The sequence below is a fragment of the Chryseobacterium sp. 22543 genome, assembly GCF_052044565.1.
Taxonomy (GTDB): domain Bacteria; phylum Bacteroidota; class Bacteroidia; order Flavobacteriales; family Weeksellaceae; genus Chryseobacterium.
Map to the genome: position 1 here is coordinate 190,601 of NZ_JBQENH010000004.1, position 22,060 is coordinate 212,660.

21 protein-coding genes are annotated in these 22,060 nt (G+C 35.5%); 18 read left to right on the forward strand and 3 right to left on the reverse strand.

Annotation, left to right across the window (positions count from 1 at the left end; genetic code table 11):
* Positions 1–117: 117 nt before the first annotated feature.
* From infB to rimP, 3 genes are all read right to left on the reverse strand, one after another.
* Positions 118–3,111 carry a translation initiation factor IF-2 gene (gene infB, locus ACTJIP_RS15295; RefSeq protein WP_180565012.1) on the reverse strand — a complete coding sequence of 998 codons (2,994 nt, stop codon included), beginning with the start codon at positions 3,109–3,111 and terminating at the stop codon, positions 118–120.
* Between the two features lie 76 nt (positions 3,112–3,187).
* Positions 3,188–4,423 carry a transcription termination factor NusA gene (gene nusA / locus ACTJIP_RS15300; RefSeq protein ID WP_047097519.1) on the reverse strand — a complete coding sequence of 412 codons (1,236 nt, stop codon included), beginning with the start codon at positions 4,421–4,423 and terminating at the stop codon, positions 3,188–3,190.
* A 16-nt stretch (positions 4,424–4,439) separates the two neighbouring features.
* Positions 4,440–4,907 (reverse strand): ribosome assembly cofactor RimP, encoded by a 468-nt coding sequence (gene rimP, locus ACTJIP_RS15305; protein WP_077413525.1) that lies wholly within the window; start codon positions 4,905–4,907, stop codon positions 4,440–4,442.
* A gap of 215 nt (positions 4,908–5,122) precedes the next feature.
* Between rimP and ACTJIP_RS15310 the strand changes: the two genes are divergently transcribed.
* The 18 genes from ACTJIP_RS15310 (at position 5,123) to ACTJIP_RS15395 (ending at position 22,048) form a co-directional block, all read left to right on the forward strand.
* Positions 5,123–6,436 (forward strand): UDP-glucose dehydrogenase family protein, encoded by a 1,314-nt coding sequence (locus tag ACTJIP_RS15310; protein ID WP_219072087.1) that lies wholly within the window; start codon positions 5,123–5,125, stop codon positions 6,434–6,436.
* Between the two features lie 4 nt (positions 6,437–6,440).
* A complete protein-coding gene (rfbB, locus tag ACTJIP_RS15315) occupies positions 6,441–7,520 on the forward strand; it encodes a dTDP-glucose 4,6-dehydratase (protein ID WP_180565011.1) in 1,080 nt (359 codons plus the stop codon).
* A gap of 89 nt (positions 7,521–7,609) precedes the next feature.
* Entirely contained in the window at positions 7,610–8,473 is an 864-nt protein-coding gene (gene rfbA, locus ACTJIP_RS15320; RefSeq protein ID WP_077413522.1) for a glucose-1-phosphate thymidylyltransferase RfbA, read from the forward strand.
* 174 nt (positions 8,474–8,647) lie between these two features.
* The gene (locus tag ACTJIP_RS15325; protein WP_077413521.1) at positions 8,648–9,496 is read left to right on the forward strand and encodes an ABC transporter permease; all 849 of its coding nucleotides are present in this window, start codon (positions 8,648–8,650) and stop codon (positions 9,494–9,496) included.
* Between the two features lie 34 nt (positions 9,497–9,530).
* Complete coding sequence (locus ACTJIP_RS15330) at positions 9,531–10,784, forward strand: ABC transporter ATP-binding protein (RefSeq protein WP_077413520.1); 1,254 nt, start codon at positions 9,531–9,533, stop codon at positions 10,782–10,784.
* A gap of 8 nt (positions 10,785–10,792) precedes the next feature.
* Complete coding sequence (locus ACTJIP_RS15335; RefSeq protein ID WP_077413519.1) at positions 10,793–11,194, forward strand: sugar 3,4-ketoisomerase; 402 nt, start codon at positions 10,793–10,795, stop codon at positions 11,192–11,194.
* Positions 11,191–12,258, forward strand: a complete 1,068-nt coding sequence (locus ACTJIP_RS15340) for a carboxylate--amine ligase (protein ID WP_077413518.1) — start codon at positions 11,191–11,193, stop codon at positions 12,256–12,258. Before ACTJIP_RS15335 ends, ACTJIP_RS15340 begins: the two co-directional genes overlap by 4 nt.
* Positions 12,259–13,146, forward strand: coding sequence for an NAD-dependent epimerase/dehydratase family protein (locus tag ACTJIP_RS15345; RefSeq protein ID WP_440704811.1), 888 nt, complete (start codon positions 12,259–12,261; stop codon positions 13,144–13,146).
* A gap of 1 nt (position 13,147) precedes the next feature.
* On the forward strand, positions 13,148–13,777 hold the full coding sequence (locus ACTJIP_RS15350) for an HAD family hydrolase (RefSeq protein WP_440704812.1): 630 nt from the start codon (positions 13,148–13,150) through the stop codon (positions 13,775–13,777).
* Positions 13,764–14,471: a class I SAM-dependent methyltransferase gene (locus ACTJIP_RS15355; RefSeq protein WP_077413515.1), complete on the forward strand. Its 708-nt coding sequence runs from the start codon at positions 13,764–13,766 to the stop codon at positions 14,469–14,471. Before ACTJIP_RS15350 ends, ACTJIP_RS15355 begins: the two co-directional genes overlap by 14 nt.
* A gap of 6 nt (positions 14,472–14,477) precedes the next feature.
* Complete coding sequence (locus ACTJIP_RS15360) at positions 14,478–15,578, forward strand: DegT/DnrJ/EryC1/StrS family aminotransferase (protein WP_077413514.1); 1,101 nt, start codon at positions 14,478–14,480, stop codon at positions 15,576–15,578.
* Position 15,579: 1 nt separating this feature from the next.
* Positions 15,580–16,476 carry a glycosyltransferase family 2 protein gene (locus ACTJIP_RS15365; RefSeq protein WP_175627177.1) on the forward strand — a complete coding sequence of 299 codons (897 nt, stop codon included), beginning with the start codon at positions 15,580–15,582 and terminating at the stop codon, positions 16,474–16,476.
* Between the two features lie 2 nt (positions 16,477–16,478).
* A complete protein-coding gene (locus ACTJIP_RS15370) occupies positions 16,479–17,351 on the forward strand; it encodes a glycosyltransferase family 2 protein (protein WP_180565006.1) in 873 nt (290 codons plus the stop codon).
* A gap of 7 nt (positions 17,352–17,358) precedes the next feature.
* Entirely contained in the window at positions 17,359–18,483 is a 1,125-nt protein-coding gene (locus ACTJIP_RS15375; protein WP_077413685.1) for a glycosyltransferase WbsX family protein, read from the forward strand.
* Positions 18,476–19,321, forward strand: a complete 846-nt coding sequence (locus tag ACTJIP_RS15380) for a glycosyltransferase family 2 protein (protein ID WP_077413511.1) — start codon at positions 18,476–18,478, stop codon at positions 19,319–19,321. Before ACTJIP_RS15375 ends, ACTJIP_RS15380 begins: the two co-directional genes overlap by 8 nt.
* 56 nt (positions 19,322–19,377) lie before the next feature.
* Positions 19,378–20,046: an NAD-dependent epimerase/dehydratase family protein gene (locus ACTJIP_RS15385; protein WP_077413510.1), complete on the forward strand. Its 669-nt coding sequence runs from the start codon at positions 19,378–19,380 to the stop codon at positions 20,044–20,046.
* Between the two features lie 181 nt (positions 20,047–20,227).
* Positions 20,228–21,094, forward strand: coding sequence for a glycosyltransferase family 2 protein (locus ACTJIP_RS15390; protein WP_077413684.1), 867 nt, complete (start codon positions 20,228–20,230; stop codon positions 21,092–21,094).
* A gap of 126 nt (positions 21,095–21,220) precedes the next feature.
* A complete protein-coding gene (locus ACTJIP_RS15395) occupies positions 21,221–22,048 on the forward strand; it encodes a glycosyltransferase (protein WP_077413509.1) in 828 nt (275 codons plus the stop codon).
* Positions 22,049–22,060: the final 12 nt, after the last annotated feature.

The following is a 22,060-nucleotide window of genomic DNA, read 5'->3' on the forward strand; positions in this document are numbered from 1 at the left end:
TTTAACTAATTATTAATAATTTAAAAAAAATTATCTAGAATCATTATAAATTAGACGGGTGCTAAAAATAAAAAAACCACTTTATAAAAAAGTGGTTTTCACATATTTAGGATATATTTATTTCAGTTTCTTCTTAACAGCTACTTCTTCGTAAACTTCAAGAATATCTCCGATTTCGATATCATTATAACCTTTCAGGTTCAGACCACATTCGTAGCCTTTTGTGACTTCTTTAACATCGTCTTTGAAACGCTTCAAGCTTTCAAGTTCACCGTCAAATTTAACAATACCATCTCTTAACAGACGTACTTTCGATTGTCTTGTAACTTTTCCGGTAAGAACCATACATCCGGCAATTGAACCAACCTTAGAAATCTTGAATACCTCACGGATTTCAACATTACCAATTACCTGCTCCTGAATTTCCGGAGAAAGCATTCCTTCCATTGCTTCTTTTACCTCATCTATTGCTTTATAGATTACAGAGTAGGTTCTGATTTCAATTTCCTCACGGTCTGCAAGCTCTTTGGCATTAGCACCTGCTCTTACATTAAATCCAATGATAATCGCATCTGATGCTGCTGCTAAATTGATATCAGATTCCGTAATCTGTCCTACACCTGAGTGAAGGATTTTTACGCTGATCTCCTCTGTTGACAATCTTTGTAACTGATCAGAAAGTGCTTCCACAGAACCATCCACGTCACCTTTAAGAATAATATTCAATTCTTTGAATTCTCCTAAAGCAATACGTCTACCTAATTCTTCAAGCGTTGTATGTTTTTTCGTTCTGATAGAAAGTTCTCTCTGAAGCTGTTCTCTCTTGTTGGCAATAGCCTTACCTTCACTTTCGTCAGCATATACACGGAATTTATCACCAGCAGTTGGCGCTCCATCTAAACCTAAGATTGTTGCAGGAATTGAAGGTCCAGCTTCATTAAGGTTTTTACCTCTTTCATCAAGTAACGCTTTTACTTTACCATGATTTTTACCAGCTACTACATAGTCTCCTACTCTTAATGTTCCGGTTTGTACTAACATGGTAGCAACATATCCTCTACCTTTATCTAAAGATGCTTCAATAACAACACCATTTGCAGAACGATCAGGATTCGCTTTTAGTTCAAGCATTTCAGCCTGTAATAAAACTTTTTCCAATAATACGTCTACATTATTACCAAACTTAGCTGAAATTTCCTGCGCCTGAACATTTCCACCCCATTCTTCAACTAAAACCGGAGGGTTTAAGCCTGAAAGCTGTTGACGAATGTTATCAGGGTTTGCATTTGGCTTATCAACTTTATTGATTGCAATAATCATTGGTACCTGTGCAGCCTGGGCGTGAGCAATTGCTTCTTTCGTTTGTGGCATTACATCATCATCAGCAGCAATTACAATAATTGCAATATCCGTGATTTGTGCACCTCTCGCTCTCATTGCTGTAAAGGCTTCGTGACCAGGAGTATCTAAGAATGTAATTCTCTGACCGTTTTCCAGTTTCACGTTATAAGCACCGATGTGCTGAGTAATACCTCCAGATTCACCTGCAATTACGTTAGTTTTTCTAACATAATCCAATAATGAAGTTTTACCGTGGTCAACGTGTCCCATTACAGTAACTACTGGCGCTCTTGATACTAAGCTTTCTTCACTGTCGATTTCATCTTCGCTGTCACTTTCTTCAAGGTCAGCATCCGAGAATTCAATTTTATAACCAAACTCATCTGCTACCAATAATAAAGTATCAGCTTCAAGTCTTTGGTTCATGGTAACCATTACACCTAGTGAGAAACAAGCAGAAATTACTTCAGTTGGAGAAACATTCATCAAACTTGCCAATTCACCTACAGTGATGAATTCTGTTACTTTAAGAGTTCTGTCTTGTGCCTCAAGCTCCTGCTGACGCTCATCCTGCTCTCTACGGAAAGTTCTTTTGTCTTTTCTGTGTTTTGCAGATTTAGATTTACCTCCTTTATTAGTAAGTTTTTCTAGTGTTTCTTTGATCTGGTTCTTAACTTGCTCGTCAGTCAGCTCAACTGGCATAACTCTTTGTCCAGGTCTATTGTTCTGGCCTCCTTTCTTGAAGCCACCACCACCTTGACCTTGAGGACGGTTTCCTCCACCTTGGTTGTTTCCAAAACGGTTTCCTCCTTGACCACCTTGACCTTGTGGACGGTTTCCTTGGCCACCTTGACCCTGACGGTTTCCACCTTGGCCACCCTGTCCACCATTGTTGTTATGCGGACGGTTTCCACCTTGGCCTTGACCACCTTGGTTGTTGTTATTATTTCCTGAGTTTTGATTATTCCCCTGACCTTGTTGGTTGTTTTGGCCACCAGGTTTTTCAATTCTCTTTCTTTTCTTTTTTGCTCCAGAACCTGGTTTTGGTGCAAATTGAGTCAAGTCGATCTTTTCTCCAACGATCTTAGGACCGTCAAGTTTCTGATATACTGTCTCAATTTTCTGAGGCTCCTGAGATTCAGGTTCAGCCTCAGCCGCTTTTGGAGTTTCCACTTTTTTCTCCTCCACAACAGCTGGTTTTGGAGTTTCTTTTACTGTTTCCACAGGTTTCACTTCTTCTTTTTTCTCCTCCATTTTTGGCTTGTCTTTTTTCACAGGTCTGTTTCTAGATTCTATTTGAGACAAATCAATCTTATCCAAAACTTTGAATTCCTGTTTTTCAGGAGCTGCTTTTACTTCCGGCTGTTCTTCTTTCACGATTTCTTCTTTCTTTTCTTCAACCGGTGTTGCAACAGGAGCCACAGGAGCTGCAGGAGCTTCCTCAACTTCAGGCTTCTTAGGTTCTAGATCTATTTTACCTAAAATTCTAGTTTCTGGTTTATTTGCTTTAGCTCTTATCACTTCAGGGGTTTTCTTCTCTTCAATTTCCAGTTTTTCTTCCGGAACTTTAGTGATCACCACCTCATGGGAAGCCTTTCGTTGTTCGCCGTCTTTAGCAAACTCAGCCTCCAATGCAGAATATGCCGATTCTTCCAATTGAGCGTTAGGATTGCTTTCAACTTCAATACCCTTTGATTGTAAAAACTCTACTAATCTGGACATCGAAATGTTGAATTCCTTAACCGCTTTATTTAATCTAATTTTTGGCATCTATATTATTTACTGTTTTTTAATTTTTAAAATTAAAGTATTTCCTTTTTACTGTTTATTAAAATTTATTTAAATCTTAATCTTCAAATTCTTCTCTCAAAATACGTTTTACCTCTTCGATTGTTTCTTCTTCAAGGTCTACCATATTTAAAAGACTTTCAGTTTCTTTATCTAATACTGATTTTGCAGTTGTAAGTCCTACTTTCTTAAACTCATCCAAAATCCACTGCTCGATATCGTCATTAAATTCTCTCAATTCAACATCGTCATCCTCGCTGGACTCTCTGTATACATCAATTTCATATCCTGACAACCAAGAAGCCAGTCTAATATTCTGTCCTTGTTTTCCAATTACTTTAGAAATCTCTTCAACAGGAGTATATACTAATGCATAGTTTTGATCCTCATTGATGTCAATTTTATTGACAGTAACATTTCCTAAAGCTCTCTTCACCAAAATTTCAGGGTTTTTAGACCACTGAATAACATCGATGTTCTCATTTCTCAACTCTCTTACAACCCCATGAATTCTGGATCCTTTAACACCTACACAGGCACCTACCGGATCAATTCTGTCATCATAAGCATCTACTGCAATCTTCGCCTTTTCACCAGGAATTCTTACTACCTTTTTCAGCATAATTGTTCCGTCCTGGATCTCAGGAATTTCCAGCTCTAATAATTTCTCAAGGAATTTAGGTGCAGTTCTGGAAATAATAATCTGTGGTTTAGAACCTTTAAAGTCTACTGTTTCAACAATAGCTCTGATATTCTCACCCTTTTTAAAGAAATCGGATGGGATCTGGTTTTCTTTTGGTAAAATAAATTCATTTCCTTCATCATCCAGCAAAATCACGTGCTTATGACGGATATGGTGGATTTCTCCTACAACTATTTCCCCAATTTTATCTCTAAACTGCTCGTACAGCATTGCATTATTGTGCTCCTGAAGTTTTGTAGCCAGAATCTGCTTAAGGGTAAGAATATTTCTTCTTCCCAACTGTGCAACAGGAATTTCCATTGTAAAGTCCTCACCTACTTCAAAGGTAGGATCAATCTTCTTTGCTTCAGAAATTTCAATTTCCAAATCATCATCTTCAGACATTTCGTCCTCTACAATTGTTTTATTTAAAAATATCTGAAAATCTCCTTTATCTGGGTTTACAATCACATCAAAATGATCATCCGAATCAAATCTTTTTCTCAAAAGAGTCTTCAGTGAATCTTCAATAATTGCCATAAGATCAATTTTACTGATCCCCTTTTCGTCTTTAAAATCACCAAAGGATTCAATCAACGCTATATTATCCATCTATTCTTTTTTCTTTTTAAAATTTAATTACTACTAATGCTTTCTTGATTTCGGAGTAAGGAATCTCCTTCTCCTCTTCTACATCTACTTTTCCTTTTCCGATATCTTTCGGCTTACGATAACGCAAAGTAAGCGTGATCTTTTCATCATCTACTTTTGACAATTCTCCTTCTATTTTGGAAGAATCTTCCAGCATTACCTCAATCTCTCTTCCAATGTTTTTACCGAACTGTCTTGGTGTGGATAATGGTTCGCTCAATCCCGCAGACATCACCTGAAGACTGAAGTCATGCTCTTCACGATCCATATTGAATTCTATTGCACGGCTTGCATCAAGGCAGTCCTGCAGCGAAACTCCGTTATCACCATCTAAAATCACTGTAATATCATCCCCTGCAGAAATTTTAAGATCAATAAGAAACAGATCTTTTCTGGTCTCAAGGAATTCATTTAACAATTCGTCAATTCTTTTTCTAAACTCCATATAATTTTATCTTGATTTACAGTACGAAAAAAGGCTTTCTTCCGAAGCCTTCCCATTTTTTCCCGTAAATCCATTGCAAATATACGCATTTTTTCCAAAAATACAAAATTATCTTAAGTATCAAGCAAATAGCGACAGATTCATTTACAATAAATTAAAAGAATATGTCACAGGATTTTTATTACTTTTGTCTTTAGAATTTAAAAACAAACATTTTGAATATAACGATTGTAGGAACAGGTTATGTGGGGCTAGTTACAGGAACTACTCTGGCAGAACTTGGCAATTCAGTATACTGTGTTGATATTGATGAAAAAAAAGTAGAAGGTTTGAAAAACGGCATTGTTCCCATCTATGAGCCTAACCTTGAAGAGATGTTTTTAAGAAACATTCAGTCTGAAAGATTATTTTTCACCACCGATCTTAAAGAAGCCTTAGATAAAAGCGAAGTCATATATCTGGCATTACCAACTCCTCCGGGAGAAGACGGTTCTGCAGATTTATCTTATGTACTTCAGGTAGCCAACAACATTGGTGAGATGATGACAGAATACAAAGTTGTTGTCAATAAAAGTACTGTTCCCGTAGGAACAGCGGACAGGGTAAGAGAAACAATCGCTTCCAAAACAAACCTCCCTTTTGATGTAGTTTCAAATCCTGAATTTTTAAGAGAAGGTTTTGCCGTTGAAGACTCTATGAATCCCTCAAGAGTAGTTGTAGGTGCCAGCTCAGAAAAAGCAAAAGACATCATGTCTAAAATCTACCAGCCTTTTACCAATACGGGAATTCCAATCATCTTTATGGATGAGAAATCATCGGAGCTTACAAAATATGCTGCGAACTCATTTTTAGCCGTAAAGATTACCTTTATGAACGAAATTGCAAACTACTGCGAAAAAGTAGGTGCAGATGTAGATAAGGTAAGACTGGGAATGGGTAGTGATGACAGAATTGGGCATAGATTCTTATTCCCGGGAATCGGATATGGAGGAAGCTGTTTTCCTAAAGATGTAAAAGCTCTTATCAAATCCGGGAAACAGGAAGATTTTAATTTCCAGATCCTGGAAGCTACTGAAAATGTAAACACCACACAAAAAGTAATTTTAGTGTCTGAAATCGAAAAGTATTTCGGTGGTACTATAAAAGGAAAGAAAATTGCCATGTGGGGACTTGCCTTCAAAGCAAATACAGATGATATCAGAGAGGCTTCATCTTTAGACAACATTGCTCTTTTATTAGAAAAGGGCGCAGAGATTATAGCTTATGACGCCGTTGCCGAAAGCAATGTCCAGAAACTCCTTGGCAGCAAAATACAATATGCCAAAGGAATGTATGACGCATTGGAAGGCGTTGATGCATTATTTATCGCCACCGAATGGCCGGAGTTTAAAAATCCTAATTTTGAGCTTATGGCTAAAAAAATGAAAAACAAAGCCATTTTCGACGGCAGAAATATGTATCCATTGGAAATCCCTGAACAAAACGGATTTCATTATAAAAGTATAGGAAGAAAGACCATCTCAAAATAAATAAATGAAAAACATTATCATTACAGGAGGTGCCGGATTCATCGGCTCCCATGTTGTAAGAGAATTTGTAAAAAACAATCCGGATACAAAGATCATCAATCTTGATGCCCTCACCTACGCCGGAAATCTTGAAAACTTAAAGGACATTGAAAATGAACCCAATTACGTTTTCGAAAAAGCAGACATCACAAACCCGGAAGAACTCAGAAAGGTTTTTGAAAAATATAATCCCGATGCTGTAGTACATTTGGCGGCAGAAAGTCATGTAGACAGAAGTATTACAGATCCAATGGCGTTTATTAACACCAATGTAAACGGAACAGCCAATCTTCTGAATCTTTGTAAAGAGTTCTGGACATTAAACCCTGACCACACCCATGGCAGATTCCCGGATGAAAAAAGAACCAACCTTTTCTACCATATTTCCACTGATGAAGTATATGGAAGTTTGGGTGAAACCGGATTCTTTTTAGAAACAACTTCATACGACCCTCAATCTCCATATTCTGCTTCAAAAGCAGCTTCTGATCATTTGGTAAGAGCTTATGGAAATACTTACGGAATGCCGTTCATCGTTTCTAATTGTTCAAACAATTATGGACCCAATCATTTTCCGGAAAAACTTATTCCTCTTTGCATCTCAAATATTATCAACGAAAGACCTCTTCCTATTTATGGTGATGGGAAATATACGAGAGACTGGTTATTTGTAATTGATCACGCCAAAGCAATTCATCAGATTTTCAATGAAGCAAAAACTGGTGAGACTTACAATATCGGAGGATTCAATGAGTGGCAGAATATTGATCTTGTAAAAGAACTGATCAAGCAAATGGATGCTAAACTAGAAAAACCGGAAGGCTATTCTGAAAAACTGATCACTTTTGTAAAGGACAGACCTGGCCATGACAAGCGCTATGCTATTGATGCCACGAAACTAAATAAGGACTTAGGCTGGAAACCTTCGGTAACTTTTGAAGAAGGGCTGGGAAAAACGATTGACTGGTATCTTGAAAATAAAGAATGGCTTGAAAATGTAACTTCAGGAAATTATCAGGATTACTACAACAAACAATACAGCTAAAGGTCTTAGCTATTGAAGGGACAATCCAGAAATAGCAAAATAAAATCAATTTATAACACAAAAGAAATAAGCGTAATACGCACCACCAAATGAAAGGAATAATATTAGCCGGAGGTTCCGGAACAAGACTTTACCCTCTAACCATTGCCGTAAGCAAGCAGCTGATGCCTGTTTATGACAAACCAATGATCTATTATCCGCTTTCCACACTTCTTTTAGCCGGAATCAAGGATATCCTAATCATTACTACCCCACACGACCAGGCCGGGTTTATCAAACTTTTGGGAGATGGTTCTCAAATTGGCTGTAATATAGAATATGTTGTACAGCCAAGCCCTGATGGTTTAGCGCAGGCATTTATTTTGGGAGACCAGTTTATCGGCAATGATTCTGCTGCACTGGTATTAGGTGATAATATTTTCTACGGTTCCGAAATGGGAACTTTACTGAAAAATAAAACCAACCCGAATGGAGGAGTTGTTTTTGCCTATCACGTTGCTGACCCCGAAAGATATGGGGTTGTAGAATTTGATAAAGATTTAAAGGCAGTTTCTATTGAAGAAAAACCTATAAATCCTAAGTCAAATTATGCAGTACCGGGTCTTTATTTTTATGATAACGATGTGGTAGAAATTGCTAAAAACATCAAGCCTTCTGCAAGAGGCGAGTTGGAAATTACTGATATCAACAACGTCTATTTAAAAAATGAAAAGCTTGAGGTTGCAGTTCTTGACAGAGGTACTGCATGGCTGGACACCGGAACTTTTGACTCTCTTCATGACGCTTCAGAATTTGTAAGTGTTATAGAAAAAAGACAAGGGTTTAAAATCGGCTGTATTGAAGAAATAGCGTTCAGGAATAAATTCATTAATGAAGAAAAACTGCTTGAAACTGCGGTAAAATATGGCAAAAGCGGCTATGGTGAATATCTGAAACAACTTATCGGGAAATAACAAAAATAATTTATAAAAATCATAGACTATTGGCTTTATGGCCAATAGTTTTTGTTCATACCATCAATTATCAATATATTAGTTGTTGATTTTTAGTTTTATTTATCATGAAAATTTATAAACGAAAAGATACGGTAAGAATTAATTATTATAAATTTGCAAAAACTTACACAGATGAATGAACCACAACAGAAGTGGACTGAGACGATTGGTGCAAATCATTCGTTATTTGACTTGAAGCTAAAAGAAGTCTGGAAATACAAAGATCTTGTCTATATGTTTGTAAAGAGAGATTTTATATCCAGTTTTAAGCAGACTATTTTAGGACCTATATGGTTTTTTATCAATCCCATTCTAACAACCATCGTATATCTGGTTATTTTTGGAAGAATTGCGAAACTCCCAACAGATGGAGCACCACCTCTTCTTTTTTATCTGGCCGGCGTTACTCTTTGGAATTATTTTTCTGCCTCTTTACTGGCTACATCCTCCACTTTTACAGGAAATGCCGGAATTTTCGGAAAAGTATATTTTCCAAGACTGGTTACCCCATTGTCAATCGTCATCTCTAACCTTATGAGGTTTGGAGTACAGTTTATTCTATTCATCCTTGCGTGGGCTTATTATTACTATAAAGGAGAAGCCCATCCTAACATCTGGATTCTTGCAACCCCTTTTCTTATATTCCTGATGGCTCTTTTTGCATTAGGTGTTGGAATGATATTTTCTTCACTCACTACGAAATATAAAGATTTGGCAATGCTATTAGGTTTTGGGGTAAGCTTGTATATGTATGCAACTCCAGTAATATATCCTGCCTCCTCATTACCAGGATTCTTCAAAAAATTAGCATATTACAACCCCTTAACCGGTATTTTTGAATGTTTTAAATACGCTTGGATCGGTGTTGGAGACTTTTCTCCCGCTATGCTGGGAATTAGTACTATTATTATTCTTATCCTTTTGATGATAGGAATTGTTGTATTCAATAAAGTTGAAAAAACCTTTATGGATACGGTGTAATTATTTCCTGTTTAAAAATTTAAATTAAAAAAACATGCTAGCTTTAAAAGCAGAAAACATATCTAAACAATACCGTCTGGGACAAGTCGGTACAGGAACACTGTCTCATGATCTCAACAGGTTCTGGTATAAAATAAGAGGAAAGGAAGATCCTTATTTGAAAATTGGAGAAACCAATGACAGAACAACCAAGGGAGACTCTGAATATGTATGGTCTCTCCGTGATATCGATTTTGAAATCGAAAAGGGAGATGCTGTAGGAATTATCGGAAGAAACGGTGCAGGAAAATCAACACTGTTAAAGGTTTTAAGTAAAGTTACAAAACCTACGACAGGTAAGATTTATACCAATGGAAGAATTGCTTCTCTATTGGAAGTAGGAACAGGATTTCATCCTGAAATGACAGGACGGGAAAATGTTTTTCTCAATGGTGCTATTTTAGGAATGACAAGAAAAGAAATCAAGAGAAAATTTGATGAAATTGTAGATTTTTCTGGTGTTGAGAGATATATTGATACTCCTGTTAAAAGATATTCTTCGGGAATGTATGTTCGCCTTGCGTTTGCTGTAGCAGCTCACTTAGAATCTGAGATTTTAATCGTTGACGAGGTTTTAGCAGTGGGTGATGCAGACTTTCAGAAAAAATGCCTTGGAAAGATGAATGATGTCACCAAAGGAGAAGGAAGAACCATCTTATTTGTAAGCCATAATATGACTGCAATAAAAGAGCTTTGTTCATCCGGAATTTTACTTCACCAAGGGCAGTTAACATATAGCGGAGGTATTTTAGATACCATTGCAGAATATCAGAAAAGCTCTGAGAAGCAATCAATTTACCTTCATGAAGGGCCGTTGGAAACAGCTTTAGGAAATGAAAATATCAAAATATTAGAATTTTCTGTTAAACCTACAAAAGGACAGTTTTTAGATATAGAATCAGGGATTAAAATCCTTCTTAGATTTTATAATTTCAAAGAAAATATCAATATTGATACAACTTTTGAGCTGAGAACATATGAAGAAGCGGTAGTTTTCCATACAGGGGCTCCCATTACTACTCAAAATGATTCTCAGAAAAAAGAATATGTTGTAGAATTCGAAATCCCACCACACTTACTCAATACGGGTAATTATTATTTCAAACTCATGTTTGGAGAAGATCAAAGAATCCCTCTTTTTGTAGCCAACGAAATAATAGGTTTTGAAGTTGAAAATGTAAAAATGGGTAAAAATATCAATGTATTACCCGGAATTATCAGACCTGATTTTAATTACATCGTAAAATAAATTATTTAATGGAAAAAGTTCAATATTTTGATTTAGAAAAAATAGGTGATTCTTCATTAGGCTTCATTACAGTCGCTGAAAATTTAAAAAATATACCTTTTGAAATTAAGCGTGTATACTGGACTTATTATACACCTCAGGATGTAATAAGAGGAGGTCATGCTCATAAAAATCTTGAACAATTAATATTCGCTGTTTCAGGTATTATAGAATTTAACACAGAAAATAAAGATGGACATAAAGAAAGTTTTGTTCTGAATAACCCATCTAAAGGTATATACATCCCCAAATTGGTATGGAGAGATATCAAGTTTTCACATAATGCAGTGCTTTTATGTTTAGCATCTCTGCCATATACTGAAGACGATTATATAAGGGATTACCACGAATTTCAAAAACTCATAGAATGATTAAAATATTAATTGCCGGTGCAGGCGGCGCTCCCTCTGAAGGAGTCATCAACTCACTTCTTCTAAGCTCGAAAAAGGAGAGAATAATTGGGATGGGCAGTGAGCCTACAGATCTGATACTCTCCAATGCACATGAAGTATCCTATATACCTTATGCCAATCAGCCAGATTATAAAGCGTCATTATTACAAATACTGAATCAGGAAAAACCTGATTTAATACATTTTCAAAATGATCTGGAGATTTATCATGCCTCCATAATCAGAGAAGACATTCATTCTACCGGCACTAAAACGTTTATGCCATCGCATGAAGTAATAGACACCTGTGTTCATAAATATAAAACCTATTTAAAATGCAGGGAAGCCGGTGTAACAGTTCCAGAAAACATCATGATCAATAATGAAGAAGATCTAAAAAAAGCGTTTTCAGATTTAGGAGATAAGGATGGAAACATATGGCTAAGAGCTTCATCTATTGGAGGAGGAGGTAAAGGCGCCCTGCCTACTAATGATTTTTCGTTTGCCAAAGGGTGGATTGACCGATATAACGGATGGGGAGACTTTGTCGCAGCAGAAATGCTTACTCCAGACACGGTAACATGGCTCTCCATTTGGCATGAAGGCGAATTGGTAGTCGCTCAGACAAGATTAAGAAAAGGATGGACTCATGGAAACAGAACTGTTTCCGGGGTTACAGGTGTTACAAAAGTAGGCCAGACCTACTCAGATCCTGAAATAGACAGAATATCAATAGCTACCATAAAGGCAGTTTCTGATAAGCCTCATGGCATTTTCGGGGTAGATATGGCTTATGACAAAAATGGAGTACCTAATCCTACAGAAATCAATATTTCAAGATTCTTTACAACGGTATTATTTTTTACCGAAGCAGGATTAAACATGCCTGAGATATTTAAAGACATTGCTTTATATAATGAATTTCCCCAATTAAGTAAAAAAATAAATCCATTACAGGATGGGCTAATGTGGTTAAGGGGGATGGACACTCAACCCAAATTAATGACCGATATTCAGATACAGCAACGAATAAAAAATTTATAAATGTTACTTTTAACGGGAGCTTCGGGATTTATAGGAAAACATTTACTTCCGCTATTGATTGAAAAATACGGTAGGGATAATGTTGTGTGTCTAACTTCTCAACCTATATCAGAATGTAGATATTTGTTACACAACAACTATCAGTTCGAAAGCGATTTTTTTTTGAAAAATGGGTTTCAGTATATTGAAACAATAATTCATGCAGGAGCTTTCACCCCCAAAAAAGGAAGTGAAGCCAATAATATTCAATTATCCAATTCAAATATATTTAACACAGACAAACTATTAAGTGCTACTTTACCTCATATAAAAAAATTCATTTACCTTAGTACACTTGATGTCTATGATAATGAGAACATTATTTCTGAGAGTACTTTAGAAAAACCGGCTTCATTGTACGGCCATTCTAAGCTATATTCAGAAAAGATGGTGGAAAGTTGGGGAAAAGAGCATAATAAATCCGTTCAAATTTTAAGGATAGGCCATGTGTACGGTCCGGGAGAAGAGGCTTATCAGAAAATAATTCCTGCAACAATACATAATATTTTAGCAGAAAAGCCAATTCAGATCTGGGGCACAGGAGAAGAATTGCGCTCTTTTATTTATATTAAAGATATCGTTAAAGCTATTGTAGATTCTATTCAACTAAAAGATGTAGGAGTTATAAACTTAGTCGGAAATCGTTCTATTTCTATCAATGATTTGGTAAATACAATAAAACTCATTTCTAACAAAGACGTAACAATAGAAAAAATACCTGCTGAAAAAAAAGGAAGAGACTTTGTATTCAACAGTTCAAAAATGAATGAATTTTTGCTACAAAAAGAAACCTCTCTTGAAGAAGGGCTAAAAGAAGAGTTTGAGTACATGAAAAAAAATAAAAAATAATATGAATATTTTTTTTGACCTTGATGGTACTTTAATTGATTCCCGGCCTAGGCTATACCACTTGTTTCAGTCATTAGTTCCCACTTCGGAATTGTCTTTTGATGAATATTGGACTTTAAAGCGGGGTAAAAAAAGTCATAAAGAAATTCTACTTTCTAAATTTAATTATTCCAGCGAGCGATACAGCGATTTTGAGAAAAAATGGATGTCGGAAATTGAATTAGAAAAATGGTTGAAATTAGATACTCCTTTTGAAGGAATAGTAGACTTACTCATAAACCTGTCTAAAAACTATACCCTGTTTGTTGTTACAGCCCGTCAGTCTGAAAGCATTGCTCTGGAACAGGTAAAATCATTCGGTTGGGAAAATATTTTCACGAAAGTTTTAGTAACCCAACAGCAACAGGAAAAACATGATTTAATTAAAAATGCAGTTCAGATAACTCCTGAAGACTGGTTTATTGGAGATACAGGAAAAGATATTCAAACAGGCAAATTATTAGGGATGAAAACAGCCGCCGTACTTTCCGGTTTTCTAAGTAAAGAAAGCTTACTCCCCTATCAGCCAGACATAATTATAAATACTGTTCTCGATTTAAAAATAGATAAAATTACAAATGGAAAATTATAAAAATAAAGTGCAGGATTCAGCACAATTCTATAACAGCTCTTTTCTTAATTTTGATTTTAAGTTAACAGAATTGAATTACTTAAGTTTAAAACCTTATTTTAAAGGAGAATCTGCTTTGGAATTAGGACCTGCCTTAGGACATATGACCAAATATCTGATTAATGACTTTTCATCTTTGGATTTGGTTGAAGGCTCTCAAGATTTATTAAATCAAATTCCTGATTATCCAAATATTACAAAACATAACTCCTATTTTGAAGAGTTTAAAACAGATAAAAAGTTTGATACTATAATAATGAGCCATGTCCTCGAACATATTGAAAATCCTGTTGAAGTTTTAAAAATTATATCTTCCTGGTTATCCGATAGTGGTGTATTTTTAATTTCAGTGCCTAACGCAAAGTCTATCCACAGATTAGCCGCAGTAGAGATGGGATTATTAAACAGCGAATATGAATTGAATCAAAGAGACCATGAATTAGGACACTACAGAGTATATGATTTGGATACTTTAAAAGATGACATTACAAAGGCCGGTTATAAAATAGTGGATGAGGGCGGCATTTTCTTTAAACCTGTTTCAAATGGACAAATTGAAAATAATTGGAATGAAGCTATGATAGACGGATTTTATAAATTAGGAAAAAAATTTCCTCACCATTGCGCTGAAATATATGTGGCATGTTCAAAATAAAAAGAAATGATTAAGTTTTTAGATCTTCAAAAAGTAAATTTGAAATACCAACAGGAAATAGAAAACAAACTTCTGGAAGTGTTCAGAAGCGGATGGTATTTATTAGGAAACGAAATTAAAAATTTTGAAACCAATTTAGCCGGTTATATTGGTTCAGAATATGCAATAGGGGTAGCAAACGGACTGGATGCGCTTCGTCTTATTTTTCGGGCTTATATCGAACAGGGTTATATGAAACCCGGTGACGAAGTAATTGTCCCTTCCAACACCTATATTGCTTCCATTCTGGCTTTGTCAGACAATGGATTAGTTCCCGTTTTAGTAGAACCCGAGCTTAATACTTACAATATTGATATTTCAAAAATAGAAGAAAAGATTACTGATAAGACAAAAGCCATTTTAATAGTTCATCTTCAGGGCAGAATTGTTTTCTCAGAAAAACTGAAAAGTATTGCTGAAAAATATAAATTAAAAATTGTAGAAGACAATGCCCAGGCTATAGGTGCCGAATGGAATAACATTAAATCAGGAAATCTTGGAGACGCCGCAGGGTTCAGTTTTTATCCCGGAAAAAATCTGGGAGCTCTGGGAGACGCAGGAGCAGTCACAACAAATGACAAACAATTATCCGAAACGATCCGTGCTTTAGGAAATTATGGCTCAAACCAAAAATATATTAATATTTACAAAGGATTAAATTCCAGATTAGATGAACTTCAGGCAGCTGTTTTAGATGTTAAGCTGAAATATATTGAAGATGAAAATGAAGCAAGAAGAAGAATTGCAAAATTATTTATCGAAGGAATAAAAAATTCCAAAATCATCCTTCCTGAAAACCCTTCAGATGAAAAAGAGCATGTATGGCATGTTTTTGTCATAAGAACAGAAAACCGTGATCTACTTCAAACCTATTTAACAGAAAAAGGTATTCAGACTATCATTCACTACCCTATTCCTCCCCATCAACAGGAAGCTTACAAAGAAATGAATGAACTTTCTTTTCCTATCAGTGAACTGATACATGAGGAAGTACTGAGCTTACCTATATCTTCTGTGTTAGAAGAGCATGAAGTGATAAACATCATTAATGCCTTAAATGAGTATTAATATGGAACAGCCTTTAGTTACAGTTATTGTCACAGCCTATAATCATTCCCAATATATCAAGGAAAATTTAGATAGTGTAAAAAATCAAACCTATAAAAACATTCAGCTTATTCTGGGTGATGATGTCTCGCCTGATAATTCCGTTGAAGTTTTTGAGCGTTGGTTAAATGATAATAGTTATTCTGCAGAAAAAAACTTCCATACCAAAAACACAGGTCTGGCAACAATGTTGAATGAATGTATTAAGCTTGCAAAAGGAAAATATATAAAAATCATTTCAGCAGATGATTACCTGCATCCTGAGTTCTTAGAAAAGACTGTTGCTAAAATTGAATCTTTAGGAAAAGAATATGCCATGATTCATACCAATACCAATATAATAGATGAAAACAGCCGTATTGGAGAAGATATAGCAGATTATGATGCATTAGGAGAAGTTGATCCCTATATTTTCAGAAAAGAACTGATAAAAAATAACAGAATTGCAGGTCTGACTACATTGATAAGAACAGAAGCAATTATTGAAACCGGCGAATATGATTCAATGTTTATTGCTGAAGATTATTATCGCTGGTTAAAAATAAATGAAAAGTATTTAATTGGTTACATCCCTGAAAAACTGGCATATTACAGATTACACCAGGAAAATATTTCAAAAATAAAAGCAGACAGAATTGAAATTGAAAACGTGATGCTTCAAATGATGTTTGATAAAGAAGGTGATCTAAAAAATAAAATAAATGGTATCACACAGAAATATTATTTTTCTGGAGAAAAACTGCCTTCACAATACACTGAAGCCTACAAGAAATACCCTTTCAATGTAAAAAGATTAAGTATTGCAATACAGTATAAAATTCCGGTTCCGTTGTATAAATTTTTAAATAAAATGATTTAAAAATGAATCCAAAAATTTCAATAATCGTCCCATGTTATAATCAGGCTCATTTTCTTGATGAATGCCTACAATCTGTGTTAGAACAGACGTTTCAGGATTGGGAATGCATCATTGTGAATGATGGATCACCGGATAACACAGAAAATATTGCAAAAAAATGGCTGGAAACAGACAGCCGTTTTCACTATCTCTATAAAGATAATGGTGGTTTATCGTCTGCCAGAAATGCAGGAATAAAAACGGCCAATGGAGAATGGCTGCTTCTCCTTGATTGCGATGATATAATAGAAAATAAAAAATTAGAAGCTCATTCTAGGTTTTTTAATCAAAATATTGATATCATTATTTCCGGATACCGATATTTTGAAAGCTCAGAAGGAGTCAACTATAAAAGGATTTTTGGAAGAAATAATTTTCTTCCGGAAGTATACTTAAATTTTGATGATACTACTGATATTAAGCAGCTTTTTAAGATTAAAAACCCTTTTGTAATATCTGCTCCGTTATATCATAAAGATATTTTCAAAACAATTGGTTTCTTTGATGAGCGTTTAAAGTCTTTAGAAGATTGGGAATTTAATCTCAGATGTGTTTTGAATGATTTTAAATTTCAGCATATTGGCTATGAAGGCAATACAAAAACGCTTATAAGACTTCATGACAGCAGTATGATGAGAGATACTGCAAAAATGAATCAAAACTATGAATTATTTCTTTCCATCTGTTATTCCAGTCCAAAATACGTGGAAACTTATGGCAAACCTGCCCCAAAAACAGAAAAACCTCAAGAAAAAAAAGGAAGAAAGCTGCTCAAATTATTGATTCCTCCTATTTTTATTGTATTAAAAAATAAGATCCTCTATCGAACGAAATAAGTTAATGATGAAAAAAATAAAGCCCCTTGCATTCTACCTCCCTCAATACCATCCTGTCCCTGAAAATGACGAATGGTGGGGAAAAGGTTTTACAGAATGGACGAATGTAGGAAAAGCCCAACCTTTATTTGAAGGACATGAACAGCCTATATACCCTGGAGATTTGGGATATTATGATCTGCGGGTTCCAGAAGTAAGAGAACAGCAGGCTCAGATGGCTAAAGACTATGGTGTACACGGATTTATCTACTATCATTACTGGTTTGGTAATGGCAAACAATTGTTGGAACGTGTTGCCAACGATGTGCTGAAATCAGGAAAACCAGATTTCCCTTTCTGCTTCTGCTGGGCCAATGAAACATGGTCAGGCATATGGCACGGATTATCAGAAAAAATTCTGGCTCAACAGGTTTACCCTAATGAACAGGACTTAATTGCCCATTTCGAATACCTTCTTCCTTTCTTCAAGGACGAGAGGTATATAAAAGTGGACAATAAACCTCTTTTGATTATCTACGATCCCAACCATTTGAATGATGGAGATCCTCATTATATTTCCAGATTCAGAGAGCTTGCAAAAGAAAACGGATTTGATGGCTTATATGTCATGGCATCCAATAAACTTCGTGATGATCTTGATTTTAAATCTATGGGATATGACAGTAAGATTTCCAATGCCTTTCAGAAAGCATGGGTACCTCATATTGACAAAAAAGAATACATCTCCCATTCTCAATATTATAAAAACAGAATAAAAGGATTAATCGGAATTAAGAAAAAAGAACAGCCTAAAGTCAGAATTCAGGACGCCCAGGCGGTAGTCAATGACTTAAAGTTTGAAGAAAGCAACGTTCCTACCTATCCATGTATCCTGCCTAATTGGGACAATACTCCAAGAAGTGGATACAGAGGCATTATACTTGCTAATAATTCTCCGGAAATATTTGAACAGCAGGTTGAAAAAGCCGCAACATATCTTGAGGATAAAAAAGATTATCCTGAACAGTTTTTAATTGTTAAATCCTGGAACGAATGGGCAGAAGGAAATATTCTGGAACCGGACAGAAAATATGGTTTCGGATATCTGAATGCATTAAAAAAAATCTTGAATAAACACAGTCGAAATGAGTAAATTCAGTATACTTATTGCCAATTATAACAATGGCCATTTTTTTGAAAAATGCTGCCAAAGCTTAGTTGCGCAGACTGAAACGGATTGGGAAGCTGTAATTCTGGATGACGGCTCTACCGATAACTCTCTAGAAGTTATAAAAAAAATCACAGGTGACGATTCCCGGTTTAAAATACACCAGAATGACCAAAACAGAGGAATTGGCTATACAAAAAAAAGATTAATAGGTCTTGCTGAAGCAGGAATATGCGGTTTTTTAGACCCGGATGACGCTTTGGCTCCTCATGCTCTGGAAATTGTTTTAAAAACACATTCCGAATATCCGGAAGCAGGCCTGGTATATTCAAATTTTGTCCGTTGTGATGAAAATCTTAATCCTCTGTCTGTTCATAAAGCCAAACAAATCACAGAACTGGATCAGTCTTACTTTAACTTCAATGCAGAGATTTCACATTTCGTCACATTCAAAAAGAAGATTTACGAGCAGACGTCCGGCATTGATTCTTTCTTAAAAATTGCTGAAGATAAAGACTGGTACATGAAAATGTGCGAAACAGCCCCTGTTAAATATATTGATGAGGATTTATACTTATACAGAATCCATGACAGTGGGATCTCTACGACCAAAAATGCAGAAAAAGCATTATTCTGGCACTGGGTTGCTATGATCAAAATGGCAGAAAGAAGAAACATAAGTATTGAAGATCTTTTTATTCAGAGCTATGTTCCGAAAAAGAAATATGACCAGGCCCTCAACCAATTGAATCATGTAAAAAATTCAAGATGGGCAAAATTGGGGAATACACTTGGACTTTTTAAAATCTTTAAAAAACTTTAAATCTATTGATGTTCTTAAAAGATTTAAAACTAACATCTTAATTAGAAAAGAAGCATATGATTATTGGTAGTGGAATTCTGGCAAATGCCGTAAAACTTTATGATAAAGAGGATGTTATTTTTTTTGCATCAGGGGTTTCCAATTCACTGGAAAAGAATCCTGCTGAATTTGAAAGAGAAATATCCCTTCTGAAATCAGTTATTAGCCAAAATCCGGATAAAAAGCTGATCTATTTTTCCACATGCAGTATTTATGATCCCAGTAAAACCGACAGCCCTTATGTAGTGCATAAACTTGCTATTGAAAAAATAATTGCAGAGCATTGCTTCAGCTTTATTATTTTCAGGGTAGGGAATGCTGTAGGCCGTGGAGGAAATCCCAATACGCTGATCAACTTTCTTAAAAATTCAATCTTATCTGAAAATAAGCTAACCATTTACAGCAATGCAAGAAGAATTCTGATTGGTACGGATGATATTGCATCATTTGTCGGGAAGTATATGCAGGACCTCAACAATGAGATCGTCAATCTTGCTTACCCTTACCAGTACTCATTACCGGAGATTTTATCTCAGCTGGAGAATCATCTTGCAAAAAATGCAGATTATGAAACTGTGAACGAAGGTTCCTTTTATAATATAGAGTTCAACAGCCTTACAGAAGATTTTTTCGAAGGTCTGTCTCCTGATGAATACCTTAAGAAACTCTATTCATCTTATTTATAAAAGACAATACATGGCCGCTCCCGAAAGATCCCATTCTGTACCGGAAAAAATAATTTTTGTACCTTCGACCAGAAAGCTTCAGATATTATTCAGGCCAAGAAAAAGCAATTAAAAAGTAGTGGTTTTTATGACCAACTGAAGAATAAAAAAACACATTAAACCTATTGAATAAAAAATGAAAATGAATCCCAAAATATCCGTAATTGTCCCCTGCTACAAACAGGCTCAGTTTTTAGATGAATGTCTGCAGTCTATAATGGATCAGACTTATGAAAATTGGGAATGTATCATTGTCAATGACGGATCGCCTGATAATACTGATGAAGTAGCTGATAAATGGGTAAAAAAGGACAGCCGTTTTAAGTATCTTTATAAAGAAAACGGAGGTCTGTCTTCTGCAAGAAATGCAGCACTGGAAATTGTTACCGGAGATTATATACAGTTTTTGGATTCGGATGATCTGATACACCGTGAAAAGTTTTCCAAAAGCCTTTCCGGAGACAAAGAATATCCGTTGATTGTAAGTCAGTACACCATCTACAGAAACCAAACCCATCTTCCTGGCTATAAAAATGTTGAGCAGAGTTTCCTGACCTTTGATGGAATTGTATACGATTGGGATCTTAAATTTTCTATCCCGATACACTGTGCCTTGATAGGCAAAAAACTTCTGGAAGGTTTTCTTTTTGACACTACCCTTACCAGCTGTGAAGACTGGGTAATGTGGATTTATATCACCAAGGATCATCCTGATGCCCTTTTGATCAATGAAGCTCTTGCCCATTACCGAAAAGACGTCAACGATAATATGTCTGCCGATCCGATCAAAATCATGAAGCAGCGCCTTAAAATTCTACCAACCTTAAAAAAACTTTATGGTGAAGAGGTACACGACAAACTGGCTTACCATATCATAGATGTTCGTACCACCCAGCTTATACAGCAAAGACGCGAATTTCAAAAAATGATTCCCCTGGCCGTGGTCGCAAAATATCTTTCTTTCAAAAGGTTTTATTACAAGCTTTTCAGAAAAAAAGTAGATGGCTAAATTTGAAGTATAATATACTTCGGACAACTATATTTCCATAAAAACTACACAAATGAGTGGGTGCCGCCAAGCAGATATACAGCAGAAACCCTTGTAAATTATATAACTTTAAATAAATTTATTTAGATGAGTCAATTTGTACACGTAATAATGACAAGATTCAATGTTCCTACAAAAGGCTGGAACGAAACACGTTCAGGATATAAACCGCTTACTGAAGAATGGCTGGATGACCGGTTCAAGTTATTCAGAACTTACGTGCTTCCTTCTTATAAAAATCAGACCAACCAAAACTACGTCTGGCTTACCTTTTTCGACACCAATACATCTGATAAGTTTAGAAAAATCATTAAAGAAATTGAAACAGAATACCCAACTTTCAAAGCGGTATTTGTAGAAGATTTTGATGTTATGAAAACGAAAGCTGTAGAAATAATTCCTCAGTTTTTCACTCCTGATACAAAATTTGTGATCACCAGTGAGCTGGATAATGATGACATGCTTCATCAGGATTATATAAAAACAGTTCAGGAACATTTCAAACCGGTTCATGACCTGGTAATAGATTTAAGAAGAGGATATCAGCTTACCATGCTGCCAGACCGTAAAGCGGTAGTAAATGTTTATAACGCTGTAGTAAACCCATTTGTAAGCTTAGCAGAAAGTGTAGACAACTTCAAAACGATGCTAAAGGAAAGAGCTCACAACAGCTATCGCCATTACCCGAATTTTTCTGTAGAAGACAGTAAAGAGATGTACATCCAGGTTATCCATCAGTACAACTTGATGAATGTAACCTTTAAACATAAGGCTGTTCCTGAAGTAGATTTTTCAGAATACGGAATGACAGAAGATACCAAATTTACCATAGACGGGTTCAAGACGTTTCAGCATAATATTGCCAGAGTTCCTTTTGTGATGGGACTTATTATAAAAAAGATATTTAAAAAATAAGATTCCTCCAGT

Coding starts and splice junctions, on each gene's coding strand:
- ACTJIP_RS15335 (WP_077413519.1), top strand. CDS start 10,793: ATGGAAAAAGTTCAATATTTTGATTTAGAAAAAATAGGTGATTCTTCA.
- rfbB (WP_180565011.1), top strand. CDS start 6,441: ATGAAAAACATTATCATTACAGGAGGTGCCGGATTCATCGGCTCCCAT.
- ACTJIP_RS15390 (WP_077413684.1), top strand. CDS start 20,228: ATGAATCCCAAAATATCCGTAATTGTCCCCTGCTACAAACAGGCTCAG.
- rimP (WP_077413525.1), bottom strand. CDS start 4,907: ATGGAGTTTAGAAAAAGAATTGACGAATTGTTAAATGAATTCCTTGAG.
- ACTJIP_RS15375 (WP_077413685.1), top strand. CDS start 17,359: ATGAAAAAAATAAAGCCCCTTGCATTCTACCTCCCTCAATACCATCCT.
- ACTJIP_RS15345 (WP_440704811.1), top strand. CDS start 12,259: ATGTTACTTTTAACGGGAGCTTCGGGATTTATAGGAAAACATTTACTT.
- ACTJIP_RS15340 (WP_077413518.1), top strand. CDS start 11,191: ATGATTAAAATATTAATTGCCGGTGCAGGCGGCGCTCCCTCTGAAGGA.
- ACTJIP_RS15325 (WP_077413521.1), top strand. CDS start 8,648: ATGAATGAACCACAACAGAAGTGGACTGAGACGATTGGTGCAAATCAT.
- infB (WP_180565012.1), bottom strand. CDS start 3,111: ATGCCAAAAATTAGATTAAATAAAGCGGTTAAGGAATTCAACATTTCG.
- rfbA (WP_077413522.1), top strand. CDS start 7,610: ATGAAAGGAATAATATTAGCCGGAGGTTCCGGAACAAGACTTTACCCT.
- ACTJIP_RS15360 (WP_077413514.1), top strand. CDS start 14,478: ATGATTAAGTTTTTAGATCTTCAAAAAGTAAATTTGAAATACCAACAG.
- ACTJIP_RS15330 (WP_077413520.1), top strand. CDS start 9,531: ATGCTAGCTTTAAAAGCAGAAAACATATCTAAACAATACCGTCTGGGA.
- ACTJIP_RS15395 (WP_077413509.1), top strand. CDS start 21,221: ATGAGTCAATTTGTACACGTAATAATGACAAGATTCAATGTTCCTACA.
- ACTJIP_RS15370 (WP_180565006.1), top strand. CDS start 16,479: ATGAATCCAAAAATTTCAATAATCGTCCCATGTTATAATCAGGCTCAT.
- ACTJIP_RS15350 (WP_440704812.1), top strand. CDS start 13,148: ATGAATATTTTTTTTGACCTTGATGGTACTTTAATTGATTCCCGGCCT.
- ACTJIP_RS15385 (WP_077413510.1), top strand. CDS start 19,378: ATGATTATTGGTAGTGGAATTCTGGCAAATGCCGTAAAACTTTATGAT.
- ACTJIP_RS15355 (WP_077413515.1), top strand. CDS start 13,764: ATGGAAAATTATAAAAATAAAGTGCAGGATTCAGCACAATTCTATAAC.
- ACTJIP_RS15365 (WP_175627177.1), top strand. CDS start 15,580: ATGGAACAGCCTTTAGTTACAGTTATTGTCACAGCCTATAATCATTCC.
- ACTJIP_RS15380 (WP_077413511.1), top strand. CDS start 18,476: ATGAGTAAATTCAGTATACTTATTGCCAATTATAACAATGGCCATTTT.
- nusA (WP_047097519.1), bottom strand. CDS start 4,423: ATGGATAATATAGCGTTGATTGAATCCTTTGGTGATTTTAAAGACGAA.